Here is a 17252-nt window from a genome sequence, read left to right as displayed (position 1 = left end):
GCCATGCTCAATTGCTGCCCCGACTACCCATTACTCCTACTAAGCTATCAAGGCTTACTCAATACGTAAACCAATGATCGCGGGAATACCTTGGCGGATAATTTCAATGGTCACTACGCCTTTTTTGGGCAATGATGAGATCGCGCTTGAAAAATCCGTGACCTTTTTAATTGGCTTTTGGTGAAAATTGGTAATCACATCACCTGCCAACAGACCTGAGCGCGCCGCCAATCCCGTTGGGTCAACCGTGGTAACCAAAATACCTGTCTTATTATCCACTGCTATTTCTGCTTGCTCATCAGCGGTCAAGTTACGTAAACGCAAGCCTAACTGCACCTCATCATTCTGCTGATCGCCGCCTTGTGCTCTCACATCATTGGGCGCATAAGTGAGTTTGCCGCTGATGGTCATTTGCTTACCATTACGCTGAATCTGTGCGCGGAAGCTATCGCTCGGTTTGGCACGATTGAGCAAGTTTAATAAATCTGAGGCGCGCATAATTTGCACTTCATTATATTGCAAAATGATATCGCCAGGTTTTAGACCAGCTTTTTGTGCAGGTGAGTCTGGTGATACTCTTGTCAGTAGTGCACCTTGAGGACGATCTAGATTATAAGCTTCTGCTAAATTGCGATCGATGTCTTGCGGATAAATACCTAAATAAGCACGTACCACTTCGCCATCAGTTTTTAGCTGCTCGTAAATATCCATCGCCGCATCAATCGGAATGGAAAACGACAGACCCATGTAACCACCTGTACCACTAAAGATACGCGAATTAATACCAATCACTTCACCGCGCTGATTAAATAGTGGACCGCCTGAGTTACCAGGGTTCAATGCCACGTCTGTTTGGATAAATGGCACGCTGGTATCGCGTGAAAAACTGCGTGATTTAGCACTGACAATGCCCGCCGATGCTGAGTAATCAAAACCAAATGGAGAACCAATGGCCAGTACTGGCTCCCCTACTTTCAGAGCATTTGAGTCGCCGATAGGCAAAGCAGGAAATTGGTTGCCCGAGACTTTTAGTACAGCCACATCAGAGCGCTCATCACTACCAACCAAGGTTGCATCAAGCTCTGTTCTATCGTTAAGAGTGACAGTGATTTTATCAGCGCCCTCCACCACATGATGGTTGGTCAGCATATAACCATCAGCTGTGACAAAAAAGGCCGTGCCATAAGCATGCTCAATCGCTGGCGTGGCAGCCTGATCAGGAATACGTAAACGATCACCAAAGAACTGCCGTAACAATTCGGCTGTTTGGGCTTTGGCAAGCTCAGCCTCGCTGACGGTCTTGGTGACATTTACGCGGGCAACGGCTGGGGTAACTTGCTGTACTAAGTCAGAAAAATCCGCCGTGGTGACGACAGCTTGAGCGCTCGCCATGGCGGTGGCAGTGACGCCAGTAACCATCGAGGTACTGACAGCAAGCACCAGCGCACTACGTTTTAACCAATGCGGCACATAAAACTTAGATTGCGCTGTAAGCATATTGATAGGCATGTTGTCCTCCATATAAGTAATCGTTGTTATTTTTAATGGTTATGTTTTGGCTACTATCGCTAGTGACGTGTATACGATGTTTTAATTTTAACCAAGTCCGTATATGACAAACGTTGCATCGGCACTGAATGTTATGGCGGCCAACCTTTTTAGTCGCTATCTAGTCGTTTATTAGGTTACTGTTTTTTATACCCTTATGCCAACGACCATTCGCCTTTCCTTATATAAACACCCCAAAACAATGATAATCCTCGCTAGGTGCATGATAAAAACAGCTACTGTATGATAAGTCATCGTGCTATTTTGTCATTATTCCGATCATGTAGGATAACCCAAGGCGCAATTATTTGACCCAGTTATTGTATATTTTTACCGCTGCCTACTGATATCGTGCTAGATACGGCCTTGCTCAGCATGAAATAAAAGCATGTTATGATAGCAAGCCAAATAAATTTTTAAGCAAACTAAAGTCTATAAATAATCGTTATTGACTATTGTTTTATAAAGCTGGCTATTACCACCCTTATTTTTCATCTTTTGCATCACTAGAATAATACGATGGTCGATTCAAGATAAATGGATAAAAAAAGTCGCGTGACAGTACTATCAATAATAGTCTGAGCGAGCTTGATGCCATATGCGATTTATATAAGATTGACGATTTTTTCTAGCAATGCTTTTGTCTTTACTACTCTATAGTAGTTATATCATATCTGGCTCATGTTGTGATTCATGATGGATACCATTGTCGTCGCTTACGTTTCATAGAGATGTGTCTCTATAGCGAGTAGCGTCAACTTATTACTATACTACTGGCAGCCGCTACTCTAAAAAAGCGGTTGATAGCTATAAAATACGACAAGATTATAAAAGGATCAATTTATGGATACCGCCCTATTATTATCTGGCGTGGTTGGGATCGGCATTGCTGCCCAATGGTTGGCTTGGTATTTAAAGCAACCGTCCATTTTATTTTTATTACTGATTGGCATTATCGTGGGCCCAGTGCTGGGAGTCTTCGATCCTGACTTGGTGCTGGGAGAGCTGATGTTCCCCTTCATCTCTTTGGGCGTGGCGATTATCCTATTTGAAGGCTCGCTGACGTTAGAGTTTGACGAGATTAAACAGCATGGCACCGTGGTGCAAATGCTGGTGTCGGTCGGTGTACTTATCACTATTGCTATCGTGGCGTTATCGACTTATCTCTTATTCGATGTCGATCCACTGATTGCTTTGCTGTTCGGTGCGCTCGTGTGCGTCACGGGTCCAACGGTGATTATGCCGCTATTACGTAGTGTGCGTCCCAATAAGACCATCTCTAACATCCTTAAATGGGAAGGTATCATCATTGACCCAATCGGCGCTATTGCCGTGGTTTTGGTCTATGAATACATCATCTCAGGCGGCGAAGCCAGCAGTATCTTATTGTTTGCCAAAATCGTGGTATTAGCGACAGCGATGGGTATGGCAGGCGCTTGGCTGCTTGCCTTCTTGATGCGTCGGCATATGATTCCTGAGTTTTTACGCAATGTCTTTACGCTTGCCTTTGTCTTGGTGTTATTTTCAGTATCGAACCATTTAGAGCATGAGTCTGGGCTATTGACAGTCACTGTATTGGGCGTGGCGTTGGCGAATTGGCCAAAATTCCCACGCGATACGATTTTAGAGTTCAATGAATCTTTAACCATCCTTCTTATCTCTGTGCTGTTTATTATCCTTGCAGCACGTGTAGAGCTGGAAAGCTTACTTAGCGTTGGTTTCGCAGGTCTGGTGTTACTTGCTATCGTCATGTTTGTGGCGCGACCCTTATCCGTTTGGGCATCGTCTATTGGCTCAAACTTAAAGACCAATGAAAAGCTGATGATTAGTTGGATTGGGCCACGTGGTATCGTCGCTGCAGCTATCTCATCACTGTTTGCTATTCGTCTGCAAGAGTACGATATCCAGGGTGTTGAACTGCTCGTACCCTTAGTATTTATGGTCATTATTGGCACGGTTATGATTCAGGGCTTGGGGGCGAAAATAGTCGGCAACTTGCTGGGTGTCCGTGAGCCTGAGACCAATGGCATTCTTATCGTCGGCTCAAATCCCATTGCCCTTTTGGTAGCAACTTCTCTAAAAGATCAGGGCTTTGATGTCATCGTCGCACACAACAACTATACCAATATTGCCCGCGCACGCATGAGTGGTCTACGTACTTATTTTGGCAATCCTATCTCTGATCATGCCGATCATCATCTTGACCTGATCGGTATCGGTCGTCTGTTTGCCATGAGTATGGACAAAGAGATGAATACCTTGTCTGAGATTCATTATCGTCATGAATTTGGTGAGCGCAAATTGTACCGTCTCAAGTTCAGCGACGAAAAGGTCAAAAGCGAGCGCGATGATAAGCAAGGCAACTTCCACTCGCAGTGGCTGTTTGGCAAAGACGTCACCTATACCAAACTTGCCAGCATGCTGTCGAAAAAAGCCCGTATCAAGATTACCAACATCACCGACAGCTACAGCTTTGAGCAATACAAAGCCGACAATAAGCAATTCGTGCCGCTGTATACAATCGACAAAGAAGGCAAGCTACACGTCATTACCGATAAGTTTGATGGCATCGTGCCACGCGATCGCAAACTCATCTCACTGGTAGTGGAAGATGAAGTACAGCCAAAACCTGTCGACGTGACACCTAGACAAGAGCAGGCGCGACTGGCAGCTGATGCTAACTTTGAGTCCAGCTCAAAAGCACCTGAAAAGCGTAAAGAAAAAGAGCTGAGCGATGATAGTGTTGATGCAACAGAACAATCCACTGCCACTGATAGCGACAGCGCTAAAGAAATAATTGCTGAGCAGAAAATCACTGAGCAGAGAGTCGCTGAGCAAAATGCAGATACTGAGGTATCAAACCATTCGAGCAGCAGTGCTAAAATTAAAACCACGCCAGACACCTTGAATGATAAAGTAGTAGCGTCAAAAGATGAGTCTATTGACGTCGTTAATAAAGGCGTCATGTCAGTCAACTCGACAGCGACTTCGAAGGCAATTCCTAAAAATAAGGTGTCTAACAATAGTAGTACGAATGGTAATGGCAACGCACCTAAAACTAAGAAGGGCGCGCTTGATCCAAATCGTCTACCCGACTCTGGTCAAGATAATACAACCAATGCAAGCTCTGATGGCGATATTACTAAAGACAACATTAACAAAGACAATGTTCAAGAAATTTCAGATAATAAAGCTGTGAATAAACAGGATAAATAATCGTTGCCACAGCTTTGTTTTAACACAGTTTTGACAATATCTTGATGACTGTTTTGATACTTTATAGAATATAACAGTTTATAAAACACAAAAGCCCCAACGCAATGTTGGGGCTTTTTATTTGGCTAGGTGATGGCTGTATAAAATCCGTTACGAAACATCAAATCTGCCTTGTACCGCCTGCCATACTCGCGCGCTCACCTCATCGGCTGTGCCTGATGCGTCAATGCGCTGTATCCGTTCGGGATGCTGAGTCGCCAGCGTGTTAAAGCCTTTATGTACCCAAGTAAAAAATTCGGTCGCTTGCTGCTCAAATCTATCAGCGGTGCTACGTTTATTAGCGCGTGCCATGCCTTCTAATACGGGCAAATCCAGCCACAATGTCAGCTCAGGTAGTTGCGGCACAAACTGCTCGATAAGCGATTCAATTTTGGCTCGTACCACCGCATCGCCATGTGCCCGCCCAAAGCCTTGATAAGCAATAGTAGAATCGGTAAAACGATCGCATATTACCCACGTCCCACGTTGTAGCGCTGGCAGAATCACTTGCTGCATATGATCGCAGCGCGCCGCAAATAGTAGCAATAGCTCTGTATCATCATTGATGTCGGTCGCAGGGTCCAATAATATAGCGCGCAAACGTTCTGCAAACGGGCTACCACCCGGCTCACGGGTACGCAGATACGCAATATTGTTATCGTCTAAGCGTGTGCACAGCTGCTCAATGGCAGTCGTTTTGCCTACGCCCTCAGTACCTTCAAAACTGATAAAGCGCCCTTGATTGAGTGCGATATCATTGATGTCATTGCTTGCTTTGGGCTGACTTGTTTTGGGCTGCTTTGCTTGCGACTGGACTGTTTGAGATACATGGTTTTGTATAGATGCTGACATGATATGACCTTATGTCATTGATAAGCGTTATGTCTTTATGTCGACAGTTGCATAACGCTCATTTCACGATAGGTTTGAAGAAAAGATAGAGGATTAAATTACTGCGGCGGGGTTTGTGATTTTTTCTCACGCATGACGCCGAGATATTCTTTTACCGCTTGATTGTGCGCCGCCAAGCTATTAGTAAATTTGTGCCCGCCGTTACCCGTCGCTACAAAGTACAATGCATCACTATCTGCTGGGTGCAGGGTCGCTTCGATAGAGGCGGACGATGGTAGCGCGATAGGTGTTGGCGGTAGGCCATCAATTTGATAGGTGTTATAAGACGTTTTTTCATCAATGTCTTTACGGCGAATGTTGCCTTCATAGCGACTGCCCATACCATAGATGATGGTCGGATCGGTCTGCATTCGCATGCCTTTATCTAAACGATTTCTAAACACCGCAGAGACCAAAGGACGCTCTTCTGCCACACTGGTTTCTTTTTCGATAATAGAGGCCATCACTAACGCCTCATAAGGCGTCTTATAAGGTAAATTGGGCGCACGATTTTCCCACGCTTCAGTCAATACTTGCTGCTGACGCTTATATAAATCGGTCAATACCTGCTTATCAGTGCTGCCTTCACCATAATAATAAGTATCGGGGGCAAACCAACCTTCAAGATTGTGATTGACGATAGGGTCGTTACTATTGATCACTTCATTTGGCAATATACCGACCAAATCCAACGCTTGAGCAATACCAGCATTGTCTCTATCATTGCCACTATCGTCGGTCAGCACCTCTTTTTTGATGCCTTTATTATCCCTTAATGTTTGATACAAGTCTTTAGAGGTTTTGCCTTCGATGATTTGTACCTTTACCATCGATGCTTTTACCCCTTGCCCAAGTATATGTAGCGTTTCAGCAAAGGTAGGGTTTTCTGGTAATTGATAAATACCAGCATGTAAGGGACCATCGACTTGTGTTTTCATATAGAGCTTGGCAATCGTGGCAGAAAACAGCGGGATTTGCTGTTGCCACTGCGGCAGTAAGCCATAATAGCTCTGACCCTGCTCAATGGTGACCATTTGCTTTGGCTGCTCAATCCGCCCAAACAATGTCTGATAGACCATCACTAAGAAAAACGCAGCGATAAGCCCCAGCACTAGCAACACTTGATAACCACGCTGCATAAAGAAAGATTGATTATCCGCTTTATATTCGCGTGGCTTAGCCGCTCCACTGATGAGTGACACATCTGTCGCTGGCGTTTCCTCTACTCCATCAACTGCTGGTTGCGTGTCTGGTAGTGTGGTATCGACACGCTCCTCAACACTGCTATCTGGTTTATTCGATGGCGTTTCATTAGGACGTTCAGGAGGCGTTTCAGATGTAGGCTTGCTCATGGCAACTCGCGAGGCAGAAGTTTGCTAGAATTTAGCACTGAACCGTGCGATTTTCAATGGTATTTGCTTAGCTTATGAATTGATTGGTTAAAAATGCTATAATTTTGCGCTCAAATTCTGCAATACAATCTATGAGAAGAAGGCAGTTAGTAATGGCAAAACCATTCGTAAAATGGGTAGGCGGTAAAAGCCAATTAATATCAGAAATCACTCAACGATTACCTGAATACGTAAAAAATGGTATGCCATATATTTATGTTGAGCCTTTCACTGGAAGCGCAGCATTGGCGTTGCATCTTTTAGATAGTGAGCATCCACCTTCTGCAATTATCTTAAACGATATAAACACTGACTTAGTTAACCTATATAAAGTTGTAAAGTCTTATCCTCATGAATTGTTAGAATATCTAAAAGCACTTCAATCAGAATATGATGAACTTGAAGATAAGGAAGCTAAACAACCTTATTATTATGCTAAACGCGACGAGTTTAACACACGAGAAGCTGACGATATCAAGCACGCTGGTCTATTTATCTTTTTAAATCGTGCAGGGTTCAATGGTTTATATAGAGTAAATAGTAAGAACAAGTTTAACGTCCCTATTGGGAGCTACAAGAAGCCAAACTTTGTTTTTGAAGATACAATCTTACAGGCTTCAAAAGCATTAACGAATGTGGAAATATATAATCAAAGTTACGAAGATACGCTTAGCCATTTAGAGCAATCGAATAAAAATAATTTACCCGTCTTCTTCTATTTTGATCCACCTTATAAACCTTTGAGTGAGTCTTCTAGTTTTACATCTTACTCTAAAGATAGCTTCGACGATCAAGATCAAGAAAAGCTAAAATCTTTCTGTGATTTACTAGACAAAAAAGGTTATCAGTGGCTGCTTAGTAATTCTGATACAACCAATCTCGATGCTGAAAATATGTTCTTTGACACTCTGTACTCAGACTACAAAATAGAGAGAGTCAAAGCTAGTCGAAATATTAACTCAAAAGGTTCAAAACGCGGTCCAATTAATGAGTTACTTATTAGGAACTACTAAATAATTCGTTTGCTCGGTATGACGCCATTTTGTATATCTTTCATAAATGATTTCTGAAAGTAGAAGGCATGGTTTTTATTTGATACGTTGCGACCTAGAACATCTGAATAAATAGGATTGTAAGTCCCATCTTTTCTCTTAGAGTCTTTACTCCTAATTTGAATATACTTGCCGTTTGAAGTATGAATATAACCATCTTTAGAGTTATCTAGATGTTCTAGTATCTGTTGTTTGATGTCAAGGAAATCTAATCGGTAAAGCTCTTTCAGCTCTTGGTTCTGGTTAGAGTCTATGTGGTAAGCGGGTAAAAAATACCAATCTTCTGGTTTTTTATTGTCTGGCTTTACAACTGGTAAGTAAAGAAGGTTACTAATCTTATCCAACAAACGATTCGTTTCTGACTCTTCAAAAAACAAGCTATCAAAATCTTTTGAAATCTGTGTGATAAACATTGTTTGATCAGGCATACCGCTCGGTAGTGATTGATTAGTTTTCAACTCACCATCGGAAAAGTCTGTCAACTTACTATCATTAGGCATATTAAGTAATTCTTGTAAAAACTGCCCAGCATTACCTTTATTTACTGCAAAACCTGAAATATCTTCTTTTAACTTCAATTCGCCGAACCTTTTGTTATAAAGTTCTGGTAATCGAGAAAACACGTCTTCTAACTTCATATCTTATCACCTTAAAATGTAAACAATTCTGACAAGCTCATCTCAAACGTATTAGCAAACACTTCAATATTTTCTAGCGATGGGTTGCGCTCGCCTCTCTCTACCATGCCCACGTAATTCTTATGAAAGCCTGTTAACTCACCTAACTGCTTTTGACTTAAATCACTCCCTTTACGCAACTCACGAATTCTTTTGCCAAATTTGACTAAAATTGTTGTTTCCATTTGCTTTATTCTCAATAATTGGTTAATATTAAAAAACACACAATAAGTGTCTTTTTTAATATTCTTAGATTTTGAAGACAAGGAGGCTTACTATGATAAATATTGAAAACCTCACTATTAATATCGGTACTAAATCATCAATATCTAATGAATATTTAGACTCACAAGACTCTTTAATAGTGAGAGATGAATTAGTAAGTATGCTTCGCACCATCAGCAAAGATGAAAGATTTTCCAAACAAACGGTTGTTATTCCTGATGATTGTGGGCAGTATGGTTTTGCAGAGGGAGAGTTTAATTTACCCGAGCTTCTTTACTTCTTAGCCGACATGCTGGAATAGACATGGAAAGTCATTCATTTTTTCAAAGTAACAATTTGGATTTTAATTTATTCAAAGGTGACTGTTTAAAGGTTATGCCTCTTTTAGATAATAATGTAGACATGGTCTTTGCTGACCCACCTTATTTCTTGTCCAACGATGGATTGACAGTAAAAAATGGTAAAATCCAGTCCGTCAATAAAGGTCAGTGGGACAAATTAATTAGCGACGATGACGCTTATAATTTCACCTATCAATGGTTATCTACTGTCCGTGACAAAATGGCAGATAATGCAACTTTATGGGTCAGTGGCACACACCATAATATTTTCACTTTAGGTCGTATACTACCTGAGTTAGGTTTCAAAATACTCAATGTTATTACATGGGAGAAGACTAATCCACCGCCCAACTTTTCTTGTCGGTTTTTTACTCATTCGACAGAGTTTATCATTTGGGCAAGGAAATACCCTAAAGTACCGCACTATTTCGATTACGATTTGATGAAACGATTAAATAACGACAAGCAAATGAAGGATGTTTGGCGCTTGCCAGCTATTGCCAAGTGGGAGAAATCTTGTGGTAAACACCCAACACAAAAGCCATTGGCGTTATTAGCACAGATTATATTAGCATCTACTAAAAAAGACGCCTTAATTCTTGATCCTTTTGCAGGTTCTTCCACAACAGGTGTTGCAGGCAATGTACTAGGAAGGCGTTTTATAGGTATTGAACAAGAAACTGAATACTTAAAACTTAGCCAAGCTCGCTATGAAGATCTTCAAAGCGACGGCAGGAAAGAGCTTTTTAGACAACATTTTTATCGTTTACTGAATAAAGAAGATAGTAATTAAACCACTCAAAAACACACCACCTCACCCGATAATAACGTCAGGCTACTCATTGGCATGACACCACGCAGCGCATTGCAAAAGAATAGCTGGCTTAACTGTGGCAAATCCTCATCTTTTAATGATCTGATAATGACGGGATGTTTGCTAGTCGATAACGCATCGATAAGCACTTGCCGCATCACGCCAGCGACGCCAGATTTCGCCATGGATGGTGTATACCATTGACCTTGGTCTAAATAATTCGGATCATTTTTATTGATGTCCAAATGGCTTGCGGATTTCGAAGATTGCTGCTCTGATAATTGATAAAAGACATTGCTCATCGTACCTTCAACCCAACGACCACTCATATCTCGTAGCAGCCCCTCACTGATGCTTGGTTTAATATTGTCTTCCGATACTTGGGCTTTGATGCCTTGTAACTCACCACTTGCCAGCACATTGTCGAGGCGATTGAGGCTTTTGAGTCCTGCTAATGGTGGCGGTAAGCAAGCAAGCTGCGAAGATAGGCAAATGGCAGAACTGATAGGCTGCATCGGGATTGAGCACCCATCAGGTAAGCGTAATTGCTCGGTCGTAGTGACGGTCATCGCAGAGGATTTTAGCCAAATCTCACAAGCACTACCAGATATGGTTGGCACATAGCCATAACCACGGACATTTTGCACGGCGCGAGTCACCATCAGTTTCAGCATGCCTTGTTGTAGTTGCTCGGCATGCGTCTGCAATAAAGCCATGACAGAATGACTGTCTAATTCAAGTTGTAAAGCTTCAGCATGGGAAACAAGGCGCTGCTGATGATGAGCCAACCACAGTATTTGCCCATCGATGACCCCCATCGTGGTAAAAAACCCATCGCCATATGCCAACCCACGATTGTCTAGCGATACTGTGTCTGAGATATCCGTCGTAGCACTTGATGGATGTATGCATAGCCAATTATTGAGCGGCATGATAGCGAGCACAGCTTACTTCTTATCTGTTTGGGCAGCAGATTTATTGATGACCAGCATACAACTATAAAACTCACATTTTGCCAATTCTATTTTTTGTCCACCGATGACTTTATTTTTGATAATTTGACCATTAAGCATATCAGAAATCAGTTGTCCGCCCTCATCACCCATCAGTTGGCGGGCAAGCTTATGCGCTTTTTCGGCATGGTTTTGACTTATCTCTTTTTCTTTATCAGAGTCAGTAGGATTGGCAAAGTACCAGCCCAGTTCGAGATACTTTTCAGAATCAATCAGATCCAAATACGGCGCATCGGTATCCATAAAGCGATATTTTGCGGCTGGATTACTGGCATAGTCGAGGCTGTTCTCATCAGTGCTCATGACCTTGCCAAAAGTCGCTTTGATCTCATCTAAATTATCGACATTCAGTGACGCTACATTTTTAGTGCCCCATCCTGCAACGTCATATTTCACTTGTGTACCTTGCTGAGCAGTAGCGCCGTCTAAATCGGCGTTCGGCGTAGCATTGTCCTGTACTAGCGCATCGTCAGCGACGGTTTGCTCGCTCATATCGGCATCTTGGTTTTGGGCGTCGTCTTTACTGCTATCACAACCACTGAGCGACACGCCGACTGCCATTATCGTACCGACCAAGAGGGTCTGTAGGCTATTATTCCACATGGGCAATTTACTCACACTTTTAGATGATTCTCAAAATAGTATTAACGAGCAGGCAGATAGGCCGCTGATAATGGACATTATGTTTTATAAACAAGGGTTCTTATACTTGGTATTTTATGACTCAGTTTGTCATGTCAGTTTCTTATGGCTTGATTTTTGACAGTTCAGTTACTGATAGTTATGCAACTGCCAAAATATCAATATAAAATTTTCATGCTCTCTAGTTTACCCAACTGCTTAACACTTGACCACCCTTTACGTTACGGATAACGCTCCCAGACAGTACAGATTTGTTAAAGACCTACCCTGTCAAAAAACCTACCTATTCAAGTGTTTACTCGTTAGACCACCGATTTGTCAAATATCGCGTTATCCCTTATGATGATTGTATATCAATACCCTTCTACTGATTAATTTTTGCCTCTTATCGCAAGCAGACCTATTATGACCCAGAATTTTATCGTTATCGGCAATCCCATTGCCCACAGCAAATCCCCTGAAATTCATACGTTATTTGCAGCGCAGACGGGTATTGAGATTAGCTATCAACGCCAATATTGCCCCGATGATGCAGCCAGTTTTACCGCGGTGCTTGAGGCGTTTTTTCAGGGCGGCGGCGTTGGAGCCAACGTGACTGTACCTTTTAAACAAATCGCTTATGACTGCTGCGCGGCGCGCGGTGGTTTATCGGAACATGCCAAAGTTGCAGGCGCAGTCAATACAATACTACTAAATAAAGCGCTGGTAAAAAGTGGCGTGCCGATCACCGAGGCATTGTATGGCGATAATACCGATGGACAAGGACTGGTCAATCACATCGTAAGTTTGGGTTGGCCACTAAAAGAGGCTCGCGTGGCACTCATTGGTGCAGGCGGCGCAGCACGTGGGGTGATATTACCATTGATTGAAGCTGGTATCGCACATCTTACGATTGCCAATCGTACGCTGAGCAAGGCAACAGCGTTAGTCACTGAGCTTAGCGCGGCAAGCACGGCTATTCATGAGCAGCAGATTGAAACTTGTCGCACGGCGGATTTAAATGGACAGTTTGATATTATCATCAATGCGACTTCTATTGGTTTATCAGCAGATACGCTACCACTAAGCGACACGCTAAACGGTGACTATGCTTATGACATGATGTACGGACGCACGCTGCCGTTTTTGCAGCATTTTTCTGCGCGTGGCGCACAGATTTCTGATGGTTATGGCATGCTCATCGGACAAGCAGCGCTAAGCTTTGAGCGTTGGACAGGTCATACGATCGATGTTGCGCAAGCGACCGAAACGCTACACAGTCGTTAATCGAAAATTGACATAAAAAAAGTCGCATGAACTCAGCTCATGCGACTTTTTTAATACTTTATTTCAAACGTACTGGTGGTTTGACACTCATCAATTAGCCAAAGCGCGCCAGTAGCCAGTTTTCGATACGCCGTAGCGGTATGCGTAAGTTGGTCGAATGCATTACTACTCCGCCGCTCAGACCCACCAAGCAGCCAATCACAGTATCAAAAAGGCGCGTGCGAATCACTTCTTGATAGGCGGACTCAGAAAGCGGTAGACCACTGCCGTATTCTGCAATAAATATCGTCAGCGGCGTGATAAATATGACTGCCAAGCCATAATGTCGATCCACTAACGTCTCGATACAAAGCATCATCGTCAGTATCGCCAGTGCGACACCCCATATTGATAATCCCCAAGACAACATCCAACTCGCCAAAACCACACCCAATACTGTACCGAGTAAACGATGTATTTGCTTAATCCACATGGTACGCAAATGAATACCTTGGATAATTAAAAAGCAGCTAACTGCTGCCCAATAGGGATTAGACAGCTGTAAAGTGACGGCGATGAGCAAGGCTAAACTGACAAAACTGGCGACAATCACACTTTCAGTAATGGTATCTGGCTCGTAGCTATAAATAGGCGTCGGCGTCGCTGGGCGCGTCGCCAGTAAAAATAACGAATACAGCAATGCCATCACTAAAGCAAAGCTACTGCCAAGCATCACCAGTCCAGTTGCACGTAAGATGTCTTCCAAAGGCAGCGGTATAAATAGCGCAATAGCGCCTGCCATCATCACAAACAGTCCCGCTGGCGGTGGCTGACGATAATAACGTCCAAAAATCACAATACCAAACGCCATGAGCGTAAATATCGGCAGTTTTAATAGCGGGATTTGCTGAGCAATTAGACCGAGCGCAAAGCACAGCGACATGGCAAAACCCCAAGCCATCACCGTCACCAATCGATACGGCAGCTTGCCCACTAACGGTATATTCAAAATAACCATCGCCCCCAAAGACGCTTTGATACCTGACGATAAAGCATCAAAATAAGCGCCCACAAACACAGGGAAACTGATCGCAATCGCCGCGATAATCGGCATATGCCACGGTCTCTTACTACGGTTCACTGTCAGCAAATGCGCCAGCTCCCCATCAATTAAAGCCTTTATGCGAGCAAATAACGCTGTCAGCCAAGATGCTCGCGTTGCCTCACGCTTGGATGCGCTCATAATTGGCTTTCCTTATATCGTAAATGCAGTTAAAAAATGTTTTTCTGATACGGTTACATCTATCATAAATAGGTACTTAACCACAGACACTAATAAAAACCGAACCCATCAACCCATAAATTAATGTTTTGATTTAAAATATTAATTATGAATATTAGTTATTAGTTATATATTTGTCGCTATAGAAGATTTATACTGACAGTAACGCCGCGACAGCTGTTTTTTATCAAGGATGCCTTAACGGCAATCAAAATGGATGAGCTGTTTTTGATAAATCTGAATGACGAGCCGTGATATCGTCTATTCTTACCCCAAATAATTAAACACCCTTTTACATGAAACGTGGCTCAAATACCGAGCTAGCCATTTATGATAGCGAATAACTAAAGAGAGCGACTATGTTAACTTACAAAGCACCTTTACGTGATATCAAGTTTTTAATAAATGATGTTTTCGACTTTCAAACTCATTATAAAGATTTGGACAATGGCGAAAATGCCGATCCTGAAACCGTTGATATGATTCTTCAAGGGATGGCAGATTTTGCTGAAAATGTCTTAGCTCCTTTATACCAGCCAGCAGATGCTGAAGGTTGTCATTTTGAGAATGGGGTTGTCACAACCCCTAAAGGCTTTAAAGAAGCTTATGATCAATTTGTAGAAGGCGGCTGGCAAGGTATTTCTTACCCTGAAGAGTACGGCGGTATGAACTTACCGACCTCATTGAACTTAATTAAAGCTGAAATGATCGGTACGGCGAACTGGCCATGGGCAATGTATCCTGGTCTATCAACCGGCTGTATCAATACAATTATGCAATATGGTACCGATAAGCAAAAAGAAACCTACTTGCATAAATTGGTCGAAGGCTCTTGGGCTGGTACCATGTGCTTGACTGAGCCACAATGTGGTACGGATTTGGGTCAAGTTAAGTCTAAAGCCATTCCACAAGATGACGGCTCTTATAAGCTTAGCGGTACTAAGATTTTCATCTCAAGTGGTGAGCATGATTTAACGGAAAACATCGTTCATATTGTTTTAGCACGTTTGCCAAATGCACCAGAAGGCACACGCGGTATCTCATTATTTATCGTACCGAAATTCTTGCCAACTACTGAAGGTGAAATTGGCGAGCGTAATGGCGTGACTTGTGGATCGATCGAACACAAAATGGGCATTAGCTCATCGGCTACTTGTGTCCTAAACTTTGATGATGCCGTTGGTTACTTAATTGGTGAGCCGAACAAAGGTCTAAAAGCTATGTTCACCTTTATGAATACTGCCCGTATTGGTACTGGTATCCAAGGTTTGGCGCATACTGAATTGTCATTCCAAAACGCGCTGCCGTATGCAAAAGATCGCCGTTCTATGCGCACCTTATCAGGCACGAAAGAGCCTGAAAAAGTTGCTGATGCCATCATCAACCATGCTGACGTACGTCGTATGCTATTGACCCAAAAAGCCTTTGCCGAAGGCGGTCGTTCGATGATTTATCATTCTGCGCGCTATGCCGATAAAATGGCACAGGGTATCATCAATGGCGATGATGAAGAGTTTGAAAAATGGGATGACAAATTGGGTTTCTACACACCAATCCTAAAAGGCTTCTTAACTGAGCTAGGCATTGAAGCGGCCAAACACGGTCAGCAAGTCTATGGCGGTCATGGCTATATCAAAGAATGGGGCATGGAGCTAATCGCTCGTGATGCTCGTATCGCCACCATGTACGAAGGTACAACTGGTATTCAAGCATTGGATTTACTCGGTCGTAAAGTGATCTTGCAGTCTAAAGGCAAAATCATCCGCGATTACACCTCAAGCATCATGAAATGGTGTGGCGAGTATGCGCTTGATAAAGACATGCGTAAATTTGTTTGGGCGCTCACCAAGCTATGTGCTGAGTGGAATACATTGACTGTCCGCTTGATGCTAATGGCACGTAAAGATCGTGAAATCATCTCAGCTGCATCAGATGACTTCTTGATGTACTCAGGTTATGTCATGATGGGTTATCATTGGGCGCGTATGGCAGCAGTCGCTTATGACAAGCTAGAAAACGGCGGCACTGAATCCCCAGAATTCTACAAAGCTAAGATCCAAACGGCTGAATTCTACTTTGATAAGCTGCTGCCACGTACCTCGGGGCATGCCGAAGCCATGGTTGCACCAAGTGACAGCATGACAGCAATGAAGATTGAGAACTTTGCTTTTCTAGACTAAGTTTTTTAGACTAAGATAGCATCACAATTAAGCAGTAATTAATAAGAAAAGCGCCTAGCATGTAGGCGCTTTTTTATGCTTAACTAAAAGTACAGACGTTCTCATTAAAGCCTATCGATAATAAATATAAATCATAGATGAGAGACAACGAGTAACTCATTATAGATAAATGGCCATTTTAGGAGCCAATCATGTTATCCACTGATCATCAAAAAACTTCCTTAGCTTCATCATTTATACGAGTGCTACTGCTCAGTACGGCACTGATCAGTTTTAGCGCAACTAGTGCTACGGAGCTGGCTAAAAATCCTGACATTCCTATTAAATTTGCCAAAGGCGCGATCAGTAGTACGGTCACTGGCAAATTAAGCCCCAATGAAGATGAGCGCTGGTATCGCTTTGATGCCACCAGCTGGCAATATGCCATTATTAATATTTCGCCACTTACTGGTACGCCTGAGACAGCCAATGTCGGCGTATTACATATGCCAAACGGTACGCAAGATGGCAGCAAAGGCGGTATCGTGTATCAAGGCTGCCTACCTGCAACCGGAGAATATCGCTTACGTATTGCCCGCAATTTGATGGCGACTGAAGGCAAAACGGCTGGTTATAAGGTTGAGGTAATGATATTACCCACGTATGCCAGTAAATCGCTATGTGAGTACTTATAACCATTGATGAATCGTCGTTTCG

General features: G+C 42.9%; 15 protein-coding genes. 7 read left to right on the top strand and 8 right to left on the bottom strand.

Annotation, left to right across the window (positions count from 1 at the left end; genetic code table 11):
• Positions 1–54 precede the first annotated feature (54 nt).
• Positions 55–1419 carry a Do family serine endopeptidase gene (locus JMW85_RS01620; protein WP_374220445.1) on the bottom strand — a complete coding sequence of 455 codons (1365 nt, stop codon included), beginning with the start codon at positions 1417–1419 and terminating at the stop codon, positions 55–57.
• A 972-nt stretch (positions 1420–2391) separates the two neighbouring features.
• Here JMW85_RS01620 and JMW85_RS01615 point away from each other — a divergent pair.
• Positions 2392–4764 (top strand): cation:proton antiporter domain-containing protein, encoded by a 2373-nt coding sequence (locus JMW85_RS01615; RefSeq protein WP_227681634.1) that lies wholly within the window; start codon positions 2392–2394, stop codon positions 4762–4764.
• A 150-nt stretch (positions 4765–4914) separates the two neighbouring features.
• Here the strand turns inward: JMW85_RS01615 and tmk are convergent, their stop codons facing one another.
• Positions 4915–5655 carry a dTMP kinase gene (gene tmk, locus JMW85_RS01610; protein WP_201580750.1) on the bottom strand — a complete coding sequence of 247 codons (741 nt, stop codon included), beginning with the start codon at positions 5653–5655 and terminating at the stop codon, positions 4915–4917.
• A gap of 98 nt (positions 5656–5753) precedes the next feature.
• Positions 5754–7046, bottom strand: a complete 1293-nt coding sequence (mltG, locus tag JMW85_RS01605) for an endolytic transglycosylase MltG (protein WP_087813848.1) — start codon at positions 7044–7046, stop codon at positions 5754–5756.
• A gap of 152 nt (positions 7047–7198) precedes the next feature.
• Here mltG and JMW85_RS01600 point away from each other — a divergent pair, with 152 nt between their 5' ends.
• On the top strand, positions 7199–8098 hold the full coding sequence (locus JMW85_RS01600; RefSeq protein WP_201580749.1) for a DNA adenine methylase: 900 nt from the start codon (positions 7199–7201) through the stop codon (positions 8096–8098).
• Here JMW85_RS01600 and JMW85_RS01595 read toward each other — a convergent pair.
• Positions 8095–8775, bottom strand: coding sequence for a hypothetical protein (locus JMW85_RS01595; protein WP_201560758.1), 681 nt, complete (start codon positions 8773–8775; stop codon positions 8095–8097). The two genes, JMW85_RS01600 and JMW85_RS01595, sit on opposite strands and share 4 nt — an antisense overlap.
• Before the next feature lie 11 nt (positions 8776–8786).
• Positions 8787–8999, bottom strand: coding sequence for a helix-turn-helix domain-containing protein (locus JMW85_RS01590; RefSeq protein ID WP_201560759.1), 213 nt, complete (start codon positions 8997–8999; stop codon positions 8787–8789).
• A gap of 92 nt (positions 9000–9091) precedes the next feature.
• Between JMW85_RS01590 and JMW85_RS01585 the strand changes: the two genes are divergently transcribed.
• Complete coding sequence (locus JMW85_RS01585) at positions 9092–9340, top strand: hypothetical protein (protein WP_201580748.1); 249 nt, start codon at positions 9092–9094, stop codon at positions 9338–9340.
• A gap of 2 nt (positions 9341–9342) precedes the next feature.
• Positions 9343–10173: a DNA-methyltransferase gene (locus JMW85_RS01580; RefSeq protein ID WP_201580747.1), complete on the top strand. Its 831-nt coding sequence runs from the start codon at positions 9343–9345 to the stop codon at positions 10171–10173.
• Positions 10174–10178: 5 nt separating this feature from the next.
• Here the strand turns inward: JMW85_RS01580 and JMW85_RS01575 are convergent, their stop codons facing one another.
• Together JMW85_RS01575 and JMW85_RS01570 are read right to left on the bottom strand one after the other, a co-directional pair.
• On the bottom strand, positions 10179–11126 hold the full coding sequence (locus JMW85_RS01575) for an aminotransferase class IV (RefSeq protein WP_201580746.1): 948 nt from the start codon (positions 11124–11126) through the stop codon (positions 10179–10181).
• A 15-nt stretch (positions 11127–11141) separates the two neighbouring features.
• Positions 11142–11810 (bottom strand): hypothetical protein, encoded by a 669-nt coding sequence (locus tag JMW85_RS01570; RefSeq protein ID WP_193008477.1) that lies wholly within the window; start codon positions 11808–11810, stop codon positions 11142–11144.
• Positions 11811–12254: 444 nt separating this feature from the next.
• Between JMW85_RS01570 and aroE the strand changes: the two genes are divergently transcribed.
• Positions 12255–13115, top strand: a complete 861-nt coding sequence (aroE, locus tag JMW85_RS01565) for a shikimate dehydrogenase (protein ID WP_201580745.1) — start codon at positions 12255–12257, stop codon at positions 13113–13115.
• Positions 13116–13209: 94 nt separating this feature from the next.
• On the opposite strand, the gene JMW85_RS01560 is transcribed toward aroE, so the two are convergent.
• On the bottom strand, positions 13210–14337 hold the full coding sequence (locus JMW85_RS01560) for an FUSC family protein (RefSeq protein WP_201580744.1): 1128 nt from the start codon (positions 14335–14337) through the stop codon (positions 13210–13212).
• Positions 14338–14735: 398 nt separating this feature from the next.
• Here JMW85_RS01560 and JMW85_RS01555 point away from each other — a divergent pair, with 398 nt between their 5' ends.
• Positions 14736–16556 carry an acyl-CoA dehydrogenase C-terminal domain-containing protein gene (locus JMW85_RS01555; RefSeq protein WP_201580743.1) on the top strand — a complete coding sequence of 607 codons (1821 nt, stop codon included), beginning with the start codon at positions 14736–14738 and terminating at the stop codon, positions 16554–16556.
• Positions 16557–16747: 191 nt separating this feature from the next.
• Entirely contained in the window at positions 16748–17230 is a 483-nt protein-coding gene (locus tag JMW85_RS01550) for a hypothetical protein (protein WP_201580742.1), read from the top strand.
• The last annotated feature ends 22 nt before the right edge of the window (positions 17231–17252 follow it).

The organism is Psychrobacter glacincola, from assembly GCF_904846075.1.
In the GTDB taxonomy this organism is placed as follows: domain Bacteria; phylum Pseudomonadota; class Gammaproteobacteria; order Pseudomonadales; family Moraxellaceae; genus Psychrobacter; species Psychrobacter glacincola_C.
The sequence above is the reverse complement of the archived record's forward strand: the minus strand, read 5'-3'. Positions and strand labels throughout refer to the sequence as shown.